Genomic DNA, 16,983 nt, shown 5'->3' on the forward strand with positions numbered 1-16,983 from the left:
GGCTGGCACCCTACGGGCGCCCCGGCTACCCCAGTCGGACCGGGAGTTGCTCCATGCCGTGCATCAGGGTGCTGGCCCGCCACCGCAGCCGCGATGGCTCACCCGCCAGCGCCAGCCCGTCGAAGCGGGCGAGCAGGCGGCCGATCGCGATCTCCGCCTCCGCCCTGGCCAGCGGCGCGCCGACGCAGTAGTGGATGCCGTGCCCGAAGGCCAGGTGCCCGCCCGCCGGGCGCTTGACGTCGAGCTTGGCCGGATCCTCGAAGCGCGCGGGGTCGCGGTTCGCCGCGAGCAGCGAGATCAGCACGAACTCGCCCGCGCCGATCTCCACCTCCCCGACCCGCACCGGCTCGGCGGTGAACCGCAGCGTGGCCAGGTTCACCGGCCCGTCGAGGCGCAGGAACTCCTCGACCGCACCGGGCAGCAGCGCGGGATCTGCCCGCAGCGCGGCCAGCTGCTCCGGGTCGCGCAGCAGCGCGAGCACGCCGTTGCCGATCAGGTTCACCGTGGTCTCGTGCCCGGCGACCAGCAGCAGGAACGCCATCGGCACCAGCTCGTGCTCGGCGAGGCGGTCACCGTCCTCGGAGACCTGCACCAGGTCGGACAGCAGGTCCGGCCCCGGTTCGGCCCGCTTGCGCTCGATCAATTCACGCAGGTAGGTCACCAGCTCACCGGCCGCCTGCTCGATCGGTGCCGCCGGATCGGCCGAGACCAGCGTGTTCGACCAGTCGCGGAACGCGGCGCGCTCAGCCTCCGGCACGCCGAGCAGCTCGCAGATCACCGTGATCGGCAGCGGGAAGGCGAAGGTCTCCAGCAGGTCGACCTCCCCGCCGGCCGCCTCCATCTGGTCGAGCAGCGCGTCGGTGATCTGCTCGATGCGTGGCCGGAGCCGCTCCACCGACTTCGGCGTGAACGCCTTGTTCACCAGCTTGCGCAGGCGGGTGTGCTCGGGCGGGTCGGAGTTGAGCATGTGCGCGGTCAGCGCGGAGGCGAAGGTGCGCGGGCTCTCCTCGCCGTCGCGATGGTCGACCTGGGTCTCGAACAGCTCGGAGATCCGGCCGGCGTCCTTGCTCAGCCGCGGATCGGCGAGCAGCGCCCGCGCCTCGTGGTACCCGGTGACCACCCAGCCGCGCAGGCCACGCGGCATCACCACCGGGCGCGCCGGGCCCTCCCGGCGGAACACCTCCGCCACCGCGTGCGGGTCCTGCATGAACGCGTCGTCGAGCCGGACCGGTTCCACGACTGCCGCCATCTTCGCCCCCTAGTTTCCGTAAGCGCGTTGTCAGTTGGTCAACGACGCATACCGGGCTTTGGTGCCCCGGGTCACCAGAACGGCCGTACCGTGCACCGCGCCGAGCAGCACGGGCAGCAGGGCCAGCCCCGCCCACGAGGTCCCCTCCTCGATTCCCGCCGCCCGCAAGCGCTTGCGTGCCCAGCGCGAGAACGGGATCACCACCAGCGGCGAGGTCACCACCCCGGGCGTGTAACCGCGTGTCACCGCCGAACCAGCCAGGTGCACCCAGCCGTGGAGGTCGAACGCGGCCAGCGCGGTCCGGTAGAACCGGCTCCGGCCACCGGTCCGCGCACCGGCCACCGCTGCCGCCGCCACCACCCCGCCCATCAGGCCGATCGCCACCGCGGCGTGCTCACGCGACACCCCCGCCCACTTCGGCATGGTGGCCAGCTCCTCCAGATCGTGCACCAGCCACGCGCCGAACAGGCCCAGCGTGGCCGCCTTCGACACTTCCGCCACTTCACCCACCTCCCAAGAAACGCAACGCACCGTTGCGTTGCTATGTTAACCACAACAGGCAGGAGGTTGTCGATGCCGGACGGACGCGGGCCCCGGCGGGCGCAGGAGATCTTCACCGCGACGCTGGAGCTGCTCACCGAACTCGGATACGACGGGCTGACCGTCGAGGGCGTCGCGGCGCGGTCCGGGGTGAACAAGACCACGCTGTACCGCTGGTGGCCGTCGAAGGACGCGCTGCTCGGCGCGGCCCTGCTCGACGCCCGCATCTTCGAACTGTCCATTCCGGACACCGGATCGTTGCGCGGTGACCTGGAATCCTTGCTGCGCCAGGTGAACCGCCTGCTCACCGGGGCGAAGACCGGAGCGATCGCCTCGGCCGCGCTGAGTGCCGCGCTCCACCGCCCGGAGCTGGCGACGGTGCTCGGCGCCTTCTTCGGCGACCGGCTCAGCCAGGAACTGCCCATCTTCGACCGCGCCCGCGCCCGCGGTGAACTGCCCGACGGCACCGATCCCCGGCTGCTGATGGACCTGCTCGGCGGCGCGCTGTGGATGCGCGCGCTGATCCGGCAGGAAGCCCCGAAACCGGCGTTCGTCCGCGAGATCGTCGACGTGGTGCTGCGAGGTGCCGCCGTTGCCTGAGCGCCGCTACCGCCCGATTTCCCCGGACCTGCTCGCCCGCGAACTCACCGAAGCCATCCTGGCGGGCCCGATCTCGCGGGTCGCCATCGACGGTGCCGGCGCGGCACCCGGCACGCTCGCCGACGCCGTGGCCGAGCTGCTTCGCCCACACGGCAGGGAAACCTTGCGTGTGTCCACAAAGGACTTCCTGCGCGCGGCCTCACTGCGGTACGAACGCGGCAAGCGCGATCCGGACGCGCGTTACGACGACTGGCTCGACATCGGCGGCCTGCGCCGCGAGGTGCTCGACCCGGCCGGTCCCGGCGGCTCCGGTCTCGCGCTGCCCGCGCTCTGGGACGCCGAGCGCGACCGCGCCACCCGGCTCGACCGCGTCCGGCTGCGTCCCGGTGCGGTGGTGCTGGTCGACGGTGAACTGCTGCTCGGGCACGGCCTGCCGTTCGACTTCACCGTGCACCTCCTGCTCTCCCCCGGCGCGCTGGCCAGGCACCTGCCCGCGGCCGAGCACTGGGCGCTGCCCGCGTTCGAGCGGTACGCCGACGAGGTCGCGCCCGGTGAGTTCGCCGACGTGGTGGTCCGCATGGACGACCCGCGCCACCCGGCCCTGATCGAGCGGGCCTGATGTCACCTTCTCCGCCGCCGGCTCGTCAAGCAGGTGTGGACGACTTCGAAGCCCACCGCACGCACCTGCGCGCGGTGGCGTACCGGATGCTGGGCTCGGTGTCCGAAGCCGACGACGCGGTGCAGGAGGCCTGGCTGCGGCTGAACCGCGTCGGCGACGACGTGGACCAGATCGGCAACCTCGGCGGCTGGCTGCACACCGTGGTGTCCCGCATCTGCCTGGACATGCTGCGGGCACGCCAGGCACGCCGCGAAGAACCGCTGGACGACGTGCCCGAGCGCGGCTGGGCCCGCGAGGACCCGGAGGCCGAGGCGGTGCTGGCCGATTCGGTGGGCCGCGCGCTGCTCGTGGTGCTCGACACGCTCGCCCCCGCCGAGCGGATCGCCTTTGTGCTGCACGACCTGTTCGCCGTGCCGTTCGACCGGATCGGGCCGATCGTGGACCGCAGCCCGGCCACCGCGAAGAAGCTCGCCAGCCGCGCGCGGCAGCGGCTGCGCAGCAATCCCACCGCGTCCGCGAGCGAACTGGCTGCCCGGCGGAAGGTGATCGAGGCGTTCCTGGCCGCCGCCCGCGACGGCGACCTCGACACGCTGCTCGACGTGCTCGCCCCGGACGCCGTCCGCCGCTCCGACCCGGCCGTACTTCCGCCGGGCGCGCCTGCCGAGGTGCGAGGCGCGCGGGCCGTGGCCGAAAGCATCATGCAGTTCGGGCGGCGGGCGCACCTGGCCGAAATCGCGCTGGTGAACGGCGAACTCGGCGTGGTCGTCGCCCCGGGTGGACGGCTGGCCCTCGTGCTCACCTTCACCATCGACGGTGGGCTGGTCACCGGCTACGAGGTCATCGCGTCCCCGCGCCGCCTGGCCACCTTCGAGCTGGCGCTCAGCGAACCACCGCGATCGGGTCACCGCTGAGCATGGTGGCCAGCCGGTCGGCCAGCACGTCCCAGCGCCAGCTCCGGCTGACCCACTCGCGGCCCGCCTCGCCCATGCGGCGGGCGCGGGCCGGGTCGTCCAGCAGCGGCGCGAGCGTGTCCACCAGCTGCATCAGGTCCCTGCCGTCGACCACGTGCCCGGTCACCTCGTCGAGCACGGTTTCCGGCGCGCCACCCGAGCGCCCGGCCACCACCGGCAGCCCGGTCGCCGACGCCTCCAGGTAGACGATGCCGAGGCCCTCCACGTCGAGCCCCTTGCCGCGGGTCCGCGCGGGCATGGCGAACACGTCACCCGCCGCGTAGTGCGCGGGCAGTTCCTCCCACGGCACCGAGCCGGTGAGCACCACGTCGTTCCCGAGGCCGAACGCGTCCACCGTCGCGGCCAGCTTCTGGCGGTACGGCCCGCCGCCGACCAGCAGCAACGCGGCGTCCGGCACGCGCTGGCGCAGCATCTGCATGGCCACGATCAGCACGTCCTGGCCCTTGCGCGGCACCAGCCTGGACACGCAGACCACGGTCGGCCGGTCGCCGAGCCCGTAGCGCTTGCGGATGGTTTCGCGCGCGGACTGGTCCGGGCGGAACAGCTCCGGGTCCACTCCGGACGGCAGGTGCTCCAGCCCGGCCATCGGGCCGAAGGCGGCGGCGAAGCGGTTGCGGGTGTACTCGCTGACGAAGGTGACCACGTCGGCGGTGTCACCGATCCGCCGCAGCGCCTGCCGCGCGGCGGGCAGCATCGACCAGCCGACCTCGTGCCCGTGGGTGCTGGCCAGCACCCGCTGCGCCCCGGCCGCCCGCAGCGGGTGGCCGAGCAGCGCCAGCGGCGCCGCCGCGCCGAACCAGACCGCCTCGCAGTCGCGGGCCCGCATGATCTCCTTCGCCCGCCGCAGCACGCCGGGGGTCGGCAGCATCAGCGAGGTCGGGTGGCGGACCACCTCGAACGGCGCCGCCGCGTCGAACTCCGCGTCACCGCGCCACGCCGGTGCGTAGACCACCAGGTCCTCCGCGGGCACCCGCGTGGCGAGCGAGTGCAGATAGGACTGGATACCGCCCGGCCGGGGCGGGAAGTCGTTGGTCACCAGGAGCGTTCGGCGCACCAGGCGAGGCTAGCGAAACGCACGAAGGCCGCCTTCCCCGGGAGGAAGGCGGCCTTCGCCAGTGGCTTTCCGGCGCGTCAGGCGACGCGGCGCGCACCCACGTAGTTCTTCTGCAGCGGCGAGACCTTCACCACGTCACCGGTGGTCGGCGCGTGGACCATGTTGCCGCCGCCGATGTAGATGCCGACGTGCGACACCGGCGAGTTGTAGAACACCAGGTCGCCCGGCTGCAGCTGGTCACGCGAGACCGCCTTGCCGAAGGTCGACTGCGCCTTCGAGGTGCGCGGGAGGCTGATCCCGGCCTGCTTGTAGGCCCAGCCGGTCAGGCCGGAGCAGTCGAAGGAGTTCGGGCCGGTGGCACCCCACGAGTAGGGCTTGCCCCGCTTGCCCATGGCCGCGTCGACCGCGGTCTGGGCGGCGGCGCCGGGTGCCTTGATCGGGCCGACGTCTTCGCCGGTGTCCTTCTGCGCGGCCTTGTCGCCGTCGCTGAGGTTGCCGTAGGCGTCCTCGAGCTTGTCCTTCTGGTCCTCGAGCGACTTCTTGCGCTGCTCGATGTCGGACTTGAGCCGGGAGGCCTCGTCCTTCGCGGCCTGGGCCCGGCCCTGCGCGTCGGCGGCCAGCTGCCGGGCGTCGGCGGCCTGCTTGAGCGAGCCGGCGTAACCCTGCAGCACGTTGTTCTGGTCGGTGGCCAGCACGTCCAGCGCGGACGAGCGGTCCAGGAAGTCCTGGGCCGAGTTGCCGGTCAGCAGCGCGGACATCTTGTTCAGCTGGGCGCCGCTGGTGAACGACGCGCCGGCGAACTTGTCCACGTCGAGCCGGTAGCGCTCGATGTCGGCGCTGGCCGTGCTCTCGGTCTGCTTGGCCGCTTCGAGGTCCTGGTTCGCCTTGTCGAGTTCGGCCTGCTTGGCCTTCTCGTCCTCGACGGCGTTGAGGTGGTCCTCGTTGAGCTTCTCGGCCTGTTCGGCGAGTTCGCGGTACTTCTTGAGCGCCTCGGACTCGCTGCTCGGGGGTTGCTGGGGGGCGAGGATGGGGGTGGCGGTGGCGGGAGCCTGGGCCAGCGTCACGGCCGCGATCACGGCGGTTGCTGCCAGAGCGCCTGAAACCACGCGCTTTACCGGATGCGACTGCACGTCGCGCGTGTCTCCTTTGCGTTCGGCCGCCTCACCGGGACACCTGCGACGACGAGGTCGGGGGCCCTCGTCCTCTGGCCGGATGGGCGGACACAGCACCCGTTCCGGCCGGTGCCGGACAACCGCGCGCCCACCAGCCACCGCACCAGGCGAGGCAGCAGAGCACGCAGTATTTCCGGTTCAGCTCCCCGACAAAGCTGCTACGGCGGCAATCCCGTGTCGCCGTCCCTTGTGCGACGGCTACCGGCCACGAGATCTCGGCCAGGTTACGAAATAGGGGCCGGTGCGTCCACTATCGGAGGGTCAAAAACTCTCCGTAGCGAGATGAATCACCAGATGGACCAGCGTGGACACGATCGGTGTGACCAGCGCAACAGTTCACTACTCTGCGGTGTGCGGACCGCTCACCCGATGGGATCGACCGCTCGGCGCGTCGTCTGACGGTGAGCGGGATCACAAGCCCGCCCGGCGAGCCGTGGCGACCGCGCGCCGATCGCTCGCCCGCCCGCCGCCTGGTGTTCCTACCATTCGGTAGTGATCACCGCGGAAGATGTGGAAACAGCGGTCGGGCTCGCACTGGCGACGCTCGGCGACGCACCGGCGGAGAAGTGGGAAAACCCGGCGGGCACGCTGACGTGGACCTGCTGGGAAACCGCCGAGCACCTGGCCGACGACCTGTTCGCCTACGCCGCCCAACTCGGCCTGCGGCGGGGGCCGGTGGACCGGTATGTGCCGTTCGAGCTGATCCGCCGTCGGCCGGAAGCCCCGGACGGTGTGGTGTTCGCGGACCGGTCGTCTGGGCCGTCGGGTCTGCTCCAGGTGCTGGAGTCGTGCGGGGCGCTGCTGGCGTCGATGGTGCGCACGGCCCCGCCGACGGCGCGGGGTTTCCACGTACACGGCGCCGCGGACGCTTCGAGCACGGCTGGGATGGGGGTGGTTGAGGTGCTGGTGCACACGCACGACCTGGCGTTGGGGCTGGGGGTGCCGTGGACCCCGCCGGAGGATCTGTGCGATCGGGTCCTGCGGCGCCTCTTCCCGGACGCGCCCACTGATACGCCGCGGTGGGCGACGCTTCTTTGGGCGACGGGGCGGGGGACTTTGCCGGGGTTGGCGCGGGTGGAGTCGTGGCGGTGGTACAGCGGTTCTTGAGGTGGGTGTTTTCGGGGCGGGTTTTGGGGCGGGTTTTGGGGCGGGCCGCCCCGGCTTTTTATTGTGACGACGGCGAAGACCCGCTTGTCAAGGCTGGGGAGAGTACCTTGACAAGCGGGTCTTCGCCGTGTTTTTGGCTGTGGACCGGGGCGGGGAAGGGGGAGTTTGGGCGGCTGGTGGCTGGGGGTGCCCGGCTTCCGGTTTGCTGATGGGGGACTCTCGGCGGTTGCTGGCTGAGGCGCCCCGCCTCCGGTTGCTGATGGGGGACTCTCGGCGGTTGCTGGCTGAGGCGCCCCGCCTCCGGTTGCTGATGGGGACTCTCGGCCGTTGCTGGCCGAGTCGCCCGGCTTCCGATTGGCGGCGGGAGCGAATGCTATGAATGTGGCTTTCATAGCGCGCGGCGGCCCGGTCTTGGGACACGAATGTGGCTTTCGGGGCGGAATCGGCCCCCAAAGCCACATTCGTGTCCATCCCGGTGGGCCCGGCGGTCGTGGAGGGCCCGGCGCGTGTCACGAAAGCCACATTCGAGGCGTTTAATGTCTCGAAAGCCACATTCGTGACACCGGCCGGGAGTCAGCGGCCCGCGTATTCCCAGTGCCACGGTTCTTCCCGGCCCCGTCCTGGTTGCGCCCAGCCCGGGTTCACCCAGCCGTAGTTGCGCGCGTTCGCCGCCAGCCAGCCGTATTCCGGGGTGCCGAACGACTGCACCCCACCGCACATGTCCACCGCAAGCCCCCAGCCGTGGTTGCTTGTCCCCGGCACCGCCGCCAACGAGGGCTTCCGCCGGTACAAGTCGACCTGACCGGCGAACGTGCGGTACGAGTCCGTCAGGCACAGCGGCCTGCCGAAAGTCCGGGCGAAAGCCTCCGACAGAGCCGCGAACGTCTGCGCCGCGTCGCAGCGGAGGACGTGGGCGCCGATACCGACCGGACACAGCGCCCCCGCCGGGATCAGGCCGTTCGGGAATCCGCCCCACGCGCCCGCGGCCTGGTCCGCGCCCGGCGCGGCGGGTGGCAGTTCGACGCCACCGCACCGCCAGGTCAGCTCCTCCGAAGCCCGCTGCGGCACCGGCTCCGCGGGCCGCGTGCCCAAGGCGGGCCTGGCGACGCCGAGCACGCTGTCCCCGGCGGGCATGTCCGCGACCACCACCCCGGCCAGCCGCGCGTCCGCCGCCAGCATGGTGCGCCCGTCCAGCACCACCCCCACCGACTGCACCCCGTACTTCGCGGGCCCGACGAACACCAGGTCCCCCGGCTGCGCGTCGGCGGGCGGCACCGGCTTGCCCACCGCCATCTGCTCCCCCGCCGTGCCCGGCAACGGGAGCCCGGCCCCGGAGAACACCGACCGCACCAGCCCGTCGCACGAGTACGACACCGGCCCCTCGCCGTTGTCCTTCGGCACGTACGGCTTGCCCAGCGCACCGATGCCCGCGCTCACCGCGTCGATGGTTTCCTTCGGCAGCACCAGAATCCGCTGGCCGTCCACAGTAGACTCAGCGACACCGGCCTGCGGACCTCCAACACCGGCCAGCGGCCGCAGCCCGGCGGGCAGCTTCGCCGGGTCGGCCAGCGCCGCGGCGGGCGGTGGTTTGATCCCGGCCGCCGCCAGCCGATCGGTGTAGGCCTTCCAGTTCGACGCCGTCTGCGTGTTCCGGTCCCGCTGCGCGCGCTGCTGCTCGACCACGGCGGCGTTGGCGTCGTCGATCGGGCCGCGCAGTTCCGAGCTGATCGCGTCCGCGCGGTTGGTGGCGTCCCCGTTGCGGCGGTCCAGTTCCGCCCTGCGCTCGGCCGCCGTCCGTTCCGCACCGGCCGCGACGCCCTCGGCCTCGACCGCCTTGCGCTGCCGCTCCAGCGCACCGTTGAGCCGCGCGTCCTGGTCGGCACGCAGGTGGTCCACCATGGACTTGCCGTTGAGCAGATCGCTCGCGTTGGTGGCGCTGAACAACAACCTCACGTTGTCCGGGCGCCCCAACGAGGTGAACACCGACCGGGTGAACTCGTCGGCCTCCGCGCGCACCGCGTTCAGCTGCGCCTCGGCGTCGAGCCGCTCGGCGGTGGCGTGCTGCAGTTGCGCGGTCGCGGTGCCGAGCTCGGCTTCGGCCGCCTCGATCCGGCCCGCCAGGTCCCCGAGTTCCCGCTGCACCTCACCGGCCGTGCGCTGGAGGTCGGCGACCTTGGGATCGGCGAACGCCTCACCCGGCCGCGGATCCCCTGGCCCGGTGCCCGGCGCCACCCCGGCCTCCACCCGCAGGTCGCCGGGGTCGGCAGGCACGTCGTTCTGGGCGCCCGCCGTCGGTGCCACGAGCAGCGCGCCCGCGAACACCAGCGGGAGCGCCAGGCCGGATCTGGCCCGCATCCACCACCTCCACCAGTGCGAACAAGTCGGACAAACGCTTGTTGTCCTACCGTCATCAACGGGTGAAGGCCACTCGGGTCACTCTTCGGAACGGTTGCGGTTCGGCATCGGGGAAACACCCCGACGCCGAACCGCCTACTCCGCGCGCAGCCCGTCCAGCCGGGTGACCTGCCGCAGCAGCGGCCAGGTCAGCGCGGTGGTGACCAGCACGGCCAGCACCGCCGCGCCCGCCATGGTGGCGACCAGGCCGACGTCGAGCGTGAACGGCAGACCGGCGTACCGCACCGTGGGCAGGGTCAGCGCCAGCCCGGCGACGATGGCCAGCCCGACCCCGATCACCACCGGGATCGCGTTCTGCCACAGCGAACCGCGCGTGAGCACGGACAGCGGCACCCCGGAGGCCGACAGCGCCGCCAGCGGCCGCCGCCGCTCGACGATCTGCTCGATGGACAGCATCAGCAGGCTCAGCGCGGCCACCGACAACACGAACCCGGACGCCGTCATCATTGCGGCGCGGAACGTGCCGGTGCCCTCGTCGAGCCGCCTGCTCATCGCCACCGGGTCGGCCACCGCCCGCACGCTGACCTCCCAGGCCAGCGGGCTGAGCGCGATCGAGGTCCGGTCGACCACCGCGTCGGCGCCACCCGGCCCGGCCACCGAGAGGGTGATCGCGTTCGCCGGCGGGCGCACCGAGCCCAGCGCGCGGTGGGTGATCAGCAGGTTGCCCGCCGCGGTCCGGGTCGCCTGGTCGGCGGACACGGTCCGGACCTGCGCCGGAACCGTCCACATCGGACCCGGCTCCGGCTCGCCGCCCCGGTACCCGGAGAACTGCTGTTCCCCGACCGGCACCGCACGCGGCGGCTGTGACGACTCGCTCGGCAGGTTGACGAAGAACACGTCGCCGTCAGTGCACGTGGGCAGGTTGGCTATGGTCCGCAGTGCCGCGCAGTCGCCGATGTCGACCGGGACCCCTCGCCCGGCGGACGCACCCGGCTCGCCCAGCGTCGAATGCGACACCTCGTGCACCCCGGTCAGCCCCTCCGCCCCGGCCAGCAGCTGCCGCGCCTGGTCCACGTGCGTGGAGTCGGTCCACACCTCGGCCGCCTGCACCTCGGCGGGCTGCCAGTCGTCGCGCTCGCCCTCCCCGGCGGTGAGCGAGACCATCAGCGTCTGCACCAGGATGGTCCCGGCCAGCACCACCACCAGCCCGGACACCACCCGGCTCGCGGTCCCGCCGTCCATCTGGAGCCGCCGCACCGCGAACTGCAACGCCGGCGTGCCCCCGCGCATCCCGCGCACCACCTTCTCCACCGCCCACGGCAGCAGCACCGCCACGCCGATCAGCAGCAGCGCGCTGCCCACGCTCAGCGCCATGCCCACGGCATCGGAGTTGTCCCGCTCCTCGGCGAGGAAGGTGGCGCCCATCAGCAGCGCGCCCACCCCGGCGATGGCCCAGCGCCACCACATCCGGCGCCGGATCGGCTTGCTCTGCCGCACCACGCCCAGCGGTTCGACGATGGTCCGGCGCAGGCCGAAGATCGCCGCCCCGACCGCGAGTCCCGGCACCAGCAGCGCGATCACCACGGTCAGCTGCCACGACGGCACGAAGTCCTCCGCGAACAGCTTCAGCCCGAACAGGTCCAGCTGCCCGATCAGCGGGCGCAACGCGGCGAACAACGCCCCGCCGACCACCAGCCCGGCGACCGCGCCGAGCAGTGACTCGGCCGCGGCGATCCGGCGCACCTGCCGGGCGTCCACCCCGAGCAACCGCAGCGCGGCGAGCCGTCGTTCGCGTTGCGCCGCCCCCATCCGCGACGCCGTGGTGACGAAGATCAGCAGCGGCAGCAACAGCGCCACCACGATCGGCGCCATCACCAGCGCGGTGACCGCGTCGAGGGTGAACCCCTCGCTGGGACCGCCGAAACCGGTGACCCGCGTGACGTCCTCCACCTGGCTCAGCCGGTCCACGGTGCTGCCGAGGTACAGCTTGAGGTCGCTGGCGTCGGACAGGCCCGGCTTGCCGATCTCCCCGGCCACCGTGCCGGGCACCCTCGCCCGCAGCGAGTCACCGCGCGGCCCGGCGAGCAGCTCGGACACCGCCGGGGAGACAAAGAGCTCCCCCGGCGCCGGGAGCCGGTCGAGACCGGGCGGCACCGGCGAATTCGGCCCGGTCGGCGCGACCACCATGGTGTTCAGGTAGTCGTCGTCGAATTCGGCGTACCAGTAGTTGACCAGCAGCGGGTCCACGCCCGGGCGCGGCTCCTCGATCTCGGTGTTCGCCGCGACCCGCGCGTCCCGCTCGGAGACCACGTTCCCGATCGCGGCCGCCGGCAGCAGGATCGCCACCACCAGTGCCACGCCGATGGTGGTCATCACCAGCCGCAGCAGCGCCTGCCCGGACATCCGGCCGCCCCCGACGGCCAGCCGGAGCCCGAGCAGCAGGTCGCGGATCACGAGACCAGCTCCAGATCGCTCGCCTTCCCGTCACGCACGACGACCTCACGATCGGAGTACGCGGCCACACGCGGTTCGTGCGTCACCAGCACCACGGCGGCCTGCGTGGTCCGCGCCGCGTCGGTGAGCATGCGCATCACCATCTCGCCGTTGAGCGAGTCCAGCGCGCCGGTCGGCTCGTCGGCGAAGATCACTTTCGGCCCGGTGACCAGCGCCCTGGCCACGGCGACCCGCTGTCCCTGCCCGCCCGAAACGTCACCGGGACGGCGTCCGCCCAGCTCCCCGACCTCGAGCCGGTCGAGCCACTGGCGGGCCTTGGCCTCGGCCGCCGCGCGCTTGGTGCCGGTCAGCCGCAGCGGCAGCGCCACGTTCTCCAGGCAGGTCAGCTCCGGAACGAGCTGGCCGAACTGGAAAACGAAGCCGAACTCGGTGCGCCGCAACGCGCTGCGCTCCTTGTCGCTCATGCCGATCAGGTCGCGGCCCTGGTACTCGATCGCGCCCGAGTCCGGGGTGACGATCCCGGCCAGGCAGTGCAGCAGCGTCGACTTGCCGGAACCGGACGGCCCCATCACGGCGAGCACCTCACCGGCACGCACCGACACGTCGGCCCCGCGCAACGCGGCCGTGGGCCCGAAGGACTTGTGCAGGTCGCGGGCTTTCAGCAGTGGCTGGTTCACCGGCGCACCGCCTCGGCGAGCGCGTCCAGCCTGGCCGCGGTCAGCTCCAGCCAGCGGAGGTCGGCCTCCAGGTGGAACAACGCGTGGTCGCAGATCAGCTGGTCGGCCAGGTCTCCCCCGGTCTTGCGCTTGGTCAGCTCCCGCATCACCTTCAGGTGCGCGGCGCGCTGGCTGTCCAGCACGTCGGTGGCGCTGCGCCCGGACAGCAGCGCCAGCACCACCTTCGTGTAGAGCGTGTTCTGCAGGTACGGCTCCGGGTTCTCCGGTGTCGCCAGCCACGACTCGACGTCGGTGACCCCGGCGTCGGTGATGGTGTAGCGCTTGCGGTCCGGTCCGTCCCCCTGCTCGACGCCCGCCTCGACGACCAGCCCGTTGCGCAGCAGCCGGGACAGCGTCGAGTACACCTGCCCGTAGGCGAGCGGCCGCCCCTGGGCGAACTGCTCGTCGTACGAGCGCTTCAGGTCGTAGCCGTGTCGCGGCCCCGTTTCCAGCAGGGCGAGCAATGTGCGCGATACCGACATGCGACCTCCTTCCCCTTGGTGTTGCTTGCCTGTGCCGCTGGACTATACACGGCAGGTATACACCTTGGGTATACCCCGAGAGTATACAACAAAAGACCAGGTCAACGGGGGTTGCCGGAGAAGAGAGGGTCAGACCCGGCCGAGGCGGGTGAGCAACACGGCCGACGGCACCGGGTGCGCGCCACGGGCGCGGACCGAGTCGGCGACGGCCCGGTCGGAGGTGGCCACCACCAGCGGCCTGCCCGCCGGTTCGGCCGCGACGAGCGTGCGGATCACGTCGTCGGCGAGCACGCCCTTGTCGGAGAAGAGCACCCGGACCCCGCGCGCGGCCGCGGCCGGCACGGAGATCACACCCGCGCCGTCGAACACCACGGTGATCTCGGCACTGGTTCGCGCGGACAGCGCGCCGAGCTGCTGGGCCAGCCTGTCACGCTGGTCGGCCAGCGCGAGTTCGGGATAGCCGGTCTTGGAGACGTTGTAACCGTCGACGATCAGGTGGACGCCGGGCAGTGCGAGCAGCCTGTCCAGCGCGGCCGGGTCCTGGACCTTGCCACCGCCGTCGGAGCGGGTGCTGGCGCCGCGGACCACGTCGGCGGGCAGCGGCCCGGCGTGGCCGAGCGAAAGCTCCCGGCGCAGCCCCTTCGCCGCCCCCTCGATGGTGTCGATGAGCAACGCCAGGCGGACCTCGTCGGCCTCGCGTGCTTCCCTGGCGGACTGGCGGGCCACATCGGCGTCCGCGACCGCGTTGTCGGCACGGGCGCGCTCGGCGGCCGCGCGCTGGCGCTCCCGTTCGAGCTGGGCGGTCAGCGCCGCCACTTCCTCCGCCCTGGCCCCGCCCGCCTCGGCGGCGGCCGCCTTGGCCTCCTCGGCGGCGTCCTTGGCCTGACGCAGCTTCACGCCCTGCTCGCGCAGGCGCCCGCGCAACCGGTCCAGCTCGTCCTCACGATCGGCCCGCGCCGTCTCCGCCACGCGCCTGGCCTCGGCCAGCTCCGCCTGGACCCGCTCCAACTCGGCTTCCAGCCGCTGGATCCTGGCCAGCGCCGCGTCCCGCTCGGCACGGAGGCTGGACTCCTCCGCGTTCTTCGCCACCAGCCGCACGCGCGAGTCCGCGCTCGCCTCGCCGAGCAGCACCGCGGCGGTGGCCGCGGCGACCGAATCGAGGGCGTTCGGGTCGAGCACGTCGGGGCGGTGCTCGCGCAGCCACTCCAGCACCGCGGTGCGGAACCGGCTGGACTCGCCGAGCGTGCCGAGCAGCGCGGAGCCGCCCAGCTTGGCCCGCTTCGCCGGGGCGAACCGCGCCACCGGGCGCAGCTGACGCGGTATGTCGGCGACCGGGAGCTTGCCCAGCGCGGCCGCCGCCAGCTCGGCGATCCGCTCGCGGATGGCCTCCGGCAGCTCTGCCCAGTTCACCGGGCGCGCTGGGTGCTCCGGCTCCGCGCGCACCTCCGGCACCGGTGGCACGCGGCCGGCGTGCTCCGGTTCGGGGGACGCGGATGCGGTCATCAGCCCAGGGTAGACCCGGCACCACGGCGCGGCAGGACGTGTCCGCACCGCGGTGGCATGTTGTGACCAAGCCAAGATTGTCGGTGGCGGTGCCTAGGGTGCCAACTCATGACGGTGGCACGCGGCTCAGGACCGGCCCAGCTCGCCTTCGACGAACTCGGCACCCCGCTGCGGGACACCACCTTCGTGGTGTTCGACCTGGAAACCACCGGCACCAAGCCGGGCCCGGACGGGATCACCGAGATCGGCGCGGTCAAGGTGCGTGGTGGTGAGGTGCTCGGCGAGTTCGCCACCCTGGTCGATCCCGGCATGCCCATCCCGCCGCAGGTCGTCTCGATCACCGGGATCACGCAGGCGATGGTCTTCGACGCGCCCCGGATCGACCGCGTGCTGCCCGCGTTCCTGGAGTTCATCTCGGGCGCGGTGCTGGTCGCGCACAACGCCGCCTTCGACGTCGGCTTCCTGCGGGCCGCCTGCCAGGGCCACGGGTACCCGGTGCCGAAACCGGCGGTGGTCTGCACGGTCCGGCTGGCGCGCCGGGTGATCACCCGCGGTGAGACGCCGAGCCACCGGCTGTCCGCGCTGGCCGCGTTGTTCAACTCCGGCACGGTGCCGAACCACCGGGCGCTGCAGGACGCCCGCGCCACCGTGGACGTGCTGCACGGCCTGCTGGAACGCGTCGGCTCGCTCGGCGTGCAGTCGCTCGAGGAGTTGCTCGACTACCTGCCGGAGGTCACTCCCCAGCAGCGCCGCAAGCGCGGGATGGCCGCGCACCTGTCCACCAATCCCGGCGTCTACCTGTTCCGCGGCCCCGGTGACGAGGTGCTCTACGTGGGCACGGCGTCCAACCTGCGGCGGCGGGTGCGGCAGTACTTCACCGGGTCGGAGAGCCGGGGCCGCATCCGCGAGATGGTCGCGCTGGCCACCGGCGTCGAAGGCATCGAGTGCGCGCACGCGCTGGAGGCCGAGGTCAGGGAGCTGCGGCTGATCGCCGCGCACCGGCCCGCGTACAACCGGCGGTCGAAGAACCCGCACAACTCGTGGTGGATCACGCTGACCGACGAGGCGTTCCCGCGGCTGTCGGTGATCCGGCTGCCGAAGGACGGCTCGCTCGGCCCGTTCCGCAGCCAGGCCGACGCGAAGCTGGCCGCCGACACGCTGTCCGGCGCGGCCCGGCTGCGCACCTGCACGCAGCGCATCTCGGCGACGGCCCCGGCCGGGAAGCCGTGCGTGCTGGCCGAGTTGGGGCGCTGCGGGGCACCGTGTGCCGGGCACCAGAGCGCCGACGAGTACCGGCCGGGGGTCATCGCGGTCGCCGACCTGTTCGCCGGGCGCGACAGCGAACCCCTGCGCTCGGCGGCCCGGCAGCTCGAGCTGCTGTCCGACGCGCAGCACTTCGAGCAGGCCGCACGGCGGCGGGACGAGCTGGCGCTGCTGGTCCGCTCGGTGGACCGCGCGCACCGGCTGGCCTCGCTCGCCACCATTCCGGAGCTGGTCGCCGCGAACCCCGACGGTGAGGGCGGCTGGGAGTTCGCCGTGATCCGATACGGCCGCCTGGCGTCGGCGGGGGTGGCGCGGCGCGGGGTGCCGCCGATGCCGGTGGTCGAGATGCTGGTGTCGTCGGCGGAGACCGTGCGGCCGGGGCCGGGGCCGCTGCACGGGGCGTCACGGGAGGAGGTCGGCATCCTGCTGCGGTGGCTGTGCCGTCCAGGGGTGCGGCTGGTGCGCACGGCCCAGCCGTGGGCCGAGCCGGCCCGCGGAGCCGGTTCGTGGCGGCCGTGGCTGGACCTGGTGGGCACGGCCACGGCGCTGGAGCAGGTGAACTGAGATTAGGATCGCGGGCGAGACCGTTCCAGAGCAGCCAGGAGGGCATCCCGGTGATCACCGCGATCGTGCTGATTCACGCCGCAGCGGACAGCATCCCCGAAACCGCGCAGGCGATCGCGGACATCGACGGCGTCGCCGAGGTGTACTCGTGCGCCGGTGAGGTGGACCTGGTGGCGATCGTCCGGGTCAGCGCGCACGAAGACCTGGCCGACCTGATCCCGGCGAAGATCGGCAAGATCCCCGGCGTGCACAACACCGACACGCACATCGCCTTCCGCTCCTACTCACGGGCGGACACCGAATCCGCCTTCGCCATCGGAGACTGAGTCTTTAG

The 16,983-nt window shown here is 72.4% G+C and carries 15 protein-coding genes; 6 read left to right on the top strand and 9 right to left on the bottom strand.

Features of this window, described 5'->3' with window-relative positions; translation table 11 throughout:
* Positions 1-25 precede the first annotated feature (25 nt).
* Together A4R43_RS17780 and A4R43_RS17785 are read right to left on the bottom strand one after the other, a co-directional pair.
* Complete coding sequence (locus A4R43_RS17780; protein ID WP_113693355.1) at positions 26-1,249, bottom strand: cytochrome P450 family protein; 1,224 nt, start codon at positions 1,247-1,249, stop codon at positions 26-28.
* 30 nt (positions 1,250-1,279) lie between these two features.
* Complete coding sequence (locus tag A4R43_RS17785) at positions 1,280-1,750, bottom strand: HXXEE domain-containing protein (RefSeq protein ID WP_236809098.1); 471 nt, start codon at positions 1,748-1,750, stop codon at positions 1,280-1,282.
* 72 nt (positions 1,751-1,822) lie between these two features.
* Here A4R43_RS17785 and A4R43_RS17790 point away from each other — a divergent pair, with 72 nt between their 5' ends.
* From A4R43_RS17790 to A4R43_RS17800, 3 genes are all read left to right on the top strand, one after another.
* Positions 1,823-2,389, top strand: a complete 567-nt coding sequence (locus A4R43_RS17790) for a TetR/AcrR family transcriptional regulator (RefSeq protein ID WP_113693356.1) — start codon at positions 1,823-1,825, stop codon at positions 2,387-2,389.
* Complete coding sequence (locus A4R43_RS17795) at positions 2,382-3,008, top strand: nucleoside/nucleotide kinase family protein (RefSeq protein ID WP_113697692.1); 627 nt, start codon at positions 2,382-2,384, stop codon at positions 3,006-3,008. The genes A4R43_RS17790 and A4R43_RS17795 overlap by 8 nt, the downstream gene beginning before the upstream one ends.
* 86 nt (positions 3,009-3,094) lie before the next feature.
* The gene (locus A4R43_RS17800; protein WP_236809229.1) at positions 3,095-3,919 is read left to right on the top strand and encodes a sigma-70 family RNA polymerase sigma factor; all 825 of its coding nucleotides are present in this window, start codon (positions 3,095-3,097) and stop codon (positions 3,917-3,919) included.
* Here the strand turns inward: A4R43_RS17800 and A4R43_RS17805 are convergent.
* Both A4R43_RS17805 and A4R43_RS17810 read right to left on the bottom strand, forming a co-directional pair.
* Positions 3,888-5,033, bottom strand: coding sequence for a glycosyltransferase family 4 protein (locus A4R43_RS17805; protein WP_205215363.1), 1,146 nt, complete (start codon positions 5,031-5,033; stop codon positions 3,888-3,890). The genes A4R43_RS17800 and A4R43_RS17805 overlap by 32 nt on opposite strands.
* Before the next feature lie 77 nt (positions 5,034-5,110).
* On the bottom strand, positions 5,111-6,163 hold the full coding sequence (locus A4R43_RS17810; protein ID WP_113693358.1) for an NlpC/P60 family protein: 1,053 nt from the start codon (positions 6,161-6,163) through the stop codon (positions 5,111-5,113).
* A gap of 534 nt (positions 6,164-6,697) precedes the next feature.
* On the opposite strand from A4R43_RS17810, the gene A4R43_RS17815 reads away from it, so the two are divergent.
* Positions 6,698-7,312 carry a maleylpyruvate isomerase N-terminal domain-containing protein gene (locus A4R43_RS17815; RefSeq protein WP_113693359.1) on the top strand — a complete coding sequence of 205 codons (615 nt, stop codon included), beginning with the start codon at positions 6,698-6,700 and terminating at the stop codon, positions 7,310-7,312.
* A 573-nt stretch (positions 7,313-7,885) separates the two neighbouring features.
* Here A4R43_RS17815 and A4R43_RS17820 read toward each other — a convergent pair.
* From A4R43_RS17820 to A4R43_RS17840, 5 genes are all read right to left on the bottom strand, one after another.
* Positions 7,886-9,667 carry a D-alanyl-D-alanine carboxypeptidase family protein gene (locus A4R43_RS17820; protein ID WP_113693360.1) on the bottom strand — a complete coding sequence of 594 codons (1,782 nt, stop codon included), beginning with the start codon at positions 9,665-9,667 and terminating at the stop codon, positions 7,886-7,888.
* 135 nt (positions 9,668-9,802) lie between these two features.
* Positions 9,803-12,121, bottom strand: coding sequence for an FtsX-like permease family protein (locus tag A4R43_RS17825; RefSeq protein WP_113693361.1), 2,319 nt, complete (start codon positions 12,119-12,121; stop codon positions 9,803-9,805).
* Positions 12,118-12,798, bottom strand: a complete 681-nt coding sequence (locus tag A4R43_RS17830) for an ABC transporter ATP-binding protein (protein ID WP_113693362.1) — start codon at positions 12,796-12,798, stop codon at positions 12,118-12,120. The genes A4R43_RS17825 and A4R43_RS17830 overlap by 4 nt, the downstream gene beginning before the upstream one ends.
* On the bottom strand, positions 12,795-13,319 hold the full coding sequence (locus A4R43_RS17835; RefSeq protein ID WP_113693363.1) for a PadR family transcriptional regulator: 525 nt from the start codon (positions 13,317-13,319) through the stop codon (positions 12,795-12,797). Before A4R43_RS17835 ends, A4R43_RS17830 begins: the two co-directional genes overlap by 4 nt.
* A 129-nt stretch (positions 13,320-13,448) precedes the next feature.
* Complete coding sequence (locus A4R43_RS17840; RefSeq protein ID WP_113693364.1) at positions 13,449-14,822, bottom strand: NYN domain-containing protein; 1,374 nt, start codon at positions 14,820-14,822, stop codon at positions 13,449-13,451.
* 108 nt (positions 14,823-14,930) lie between these two features.
* Between A4R43_RS17840 and A4R43_RS17845 the strand changes: the two genes are divergently transcribed.
* Both A4R43_RS17845 and A4R43_RS17850 read left to right on the top strand, forming a co-directional pair.
* On the top strand, positions 14,931-16,649 hold the full coding sequence (locus A4R43_RS17845) for a DEDD exonuclease domain-containing protein (protein ID WP_113693365.1): 1,719 nt from the start codon (positions 14,931-14,933) through the stop codon (positions 16,647-16,649).
* Between the two features lie 50 nt (positions 16,650-16,699).
* Positions 16,700-16,975 carry an Lrp/AsnC family transcriptional regulator gene (locus tag A4R43_RS17850; protein WP_113693366.1) on the top strand — a complete coding sequence of 92 codons (276 nt, stop codon included), beginning with the start codon at positions 16,700-16,702 and terminating at the stop codon, positions 16,973-16,975.
* The last annotated feature ends 8 nt before the right edge of the window (positions 16,976-16,983 follow it).

It is taken from the genome of Amycolatopsis albispora, assembly GCF_003312875.1.
GTDB classification, from domain to species: domain Bacteria; phylum Actinomycetota; class Actinomycetes; order Mycobacteriales; family Pseudonocardiaceae; genus Amycolatopsis; species Amycolatopsis albispora.

Coding starts and splice junctions, on each gene's coding strand:
- A4R43_RS17820 (WP_113693360.1), bottom strand. CDS start 9,667: ATGCGGGCCAGATCCGGCCTGGCGCTCCCGCTGGTGTTCGCGGGCGCG.
- A4R43_RS17835 (WP_113693363.1), bottom strand. CDS start 13,319: ATGTCGGTATCGCGCACATTGCTCGCCCTGCTGGAAACGGGGCCGCGA.
- A4R43_RS17845 (WP_113693365.1), top strand. CDS start 14,931: ATGACGGTGGCACGCGGCTCAGGACCGGCCCAGCTCGCCTTCGACGAA.
- A4R43_RS17780 (WP_113693355.1), bottom strand. CDS start 1,249: ATGGCGGCAGTCGTGGAACCGGTCCGGCTCGACGACGCGTTCATGCAG.
- A4R43_RS17790 (WP_113693356.1), top strand. CDS start 1,823: ATGCCGGACGGACGCGGGCCCCGGCGGGCGCAGGAGATCTTCACCGCG.
- A4R43_RS17800 (WP_236809229.1), top strand. CDS start 3,095: ATGCTGGGCTCGGTGTCCGAAGCCGACGACGCGGTGCAGGAGGCCTGG.
- A4R43_RS17840 (WP_113693364.1), bottom strand. CDS start 14,822: ATGACCGCATCCGCGTCCCCCGAACCGGAGCACGCCGGCCGCGTGCCA.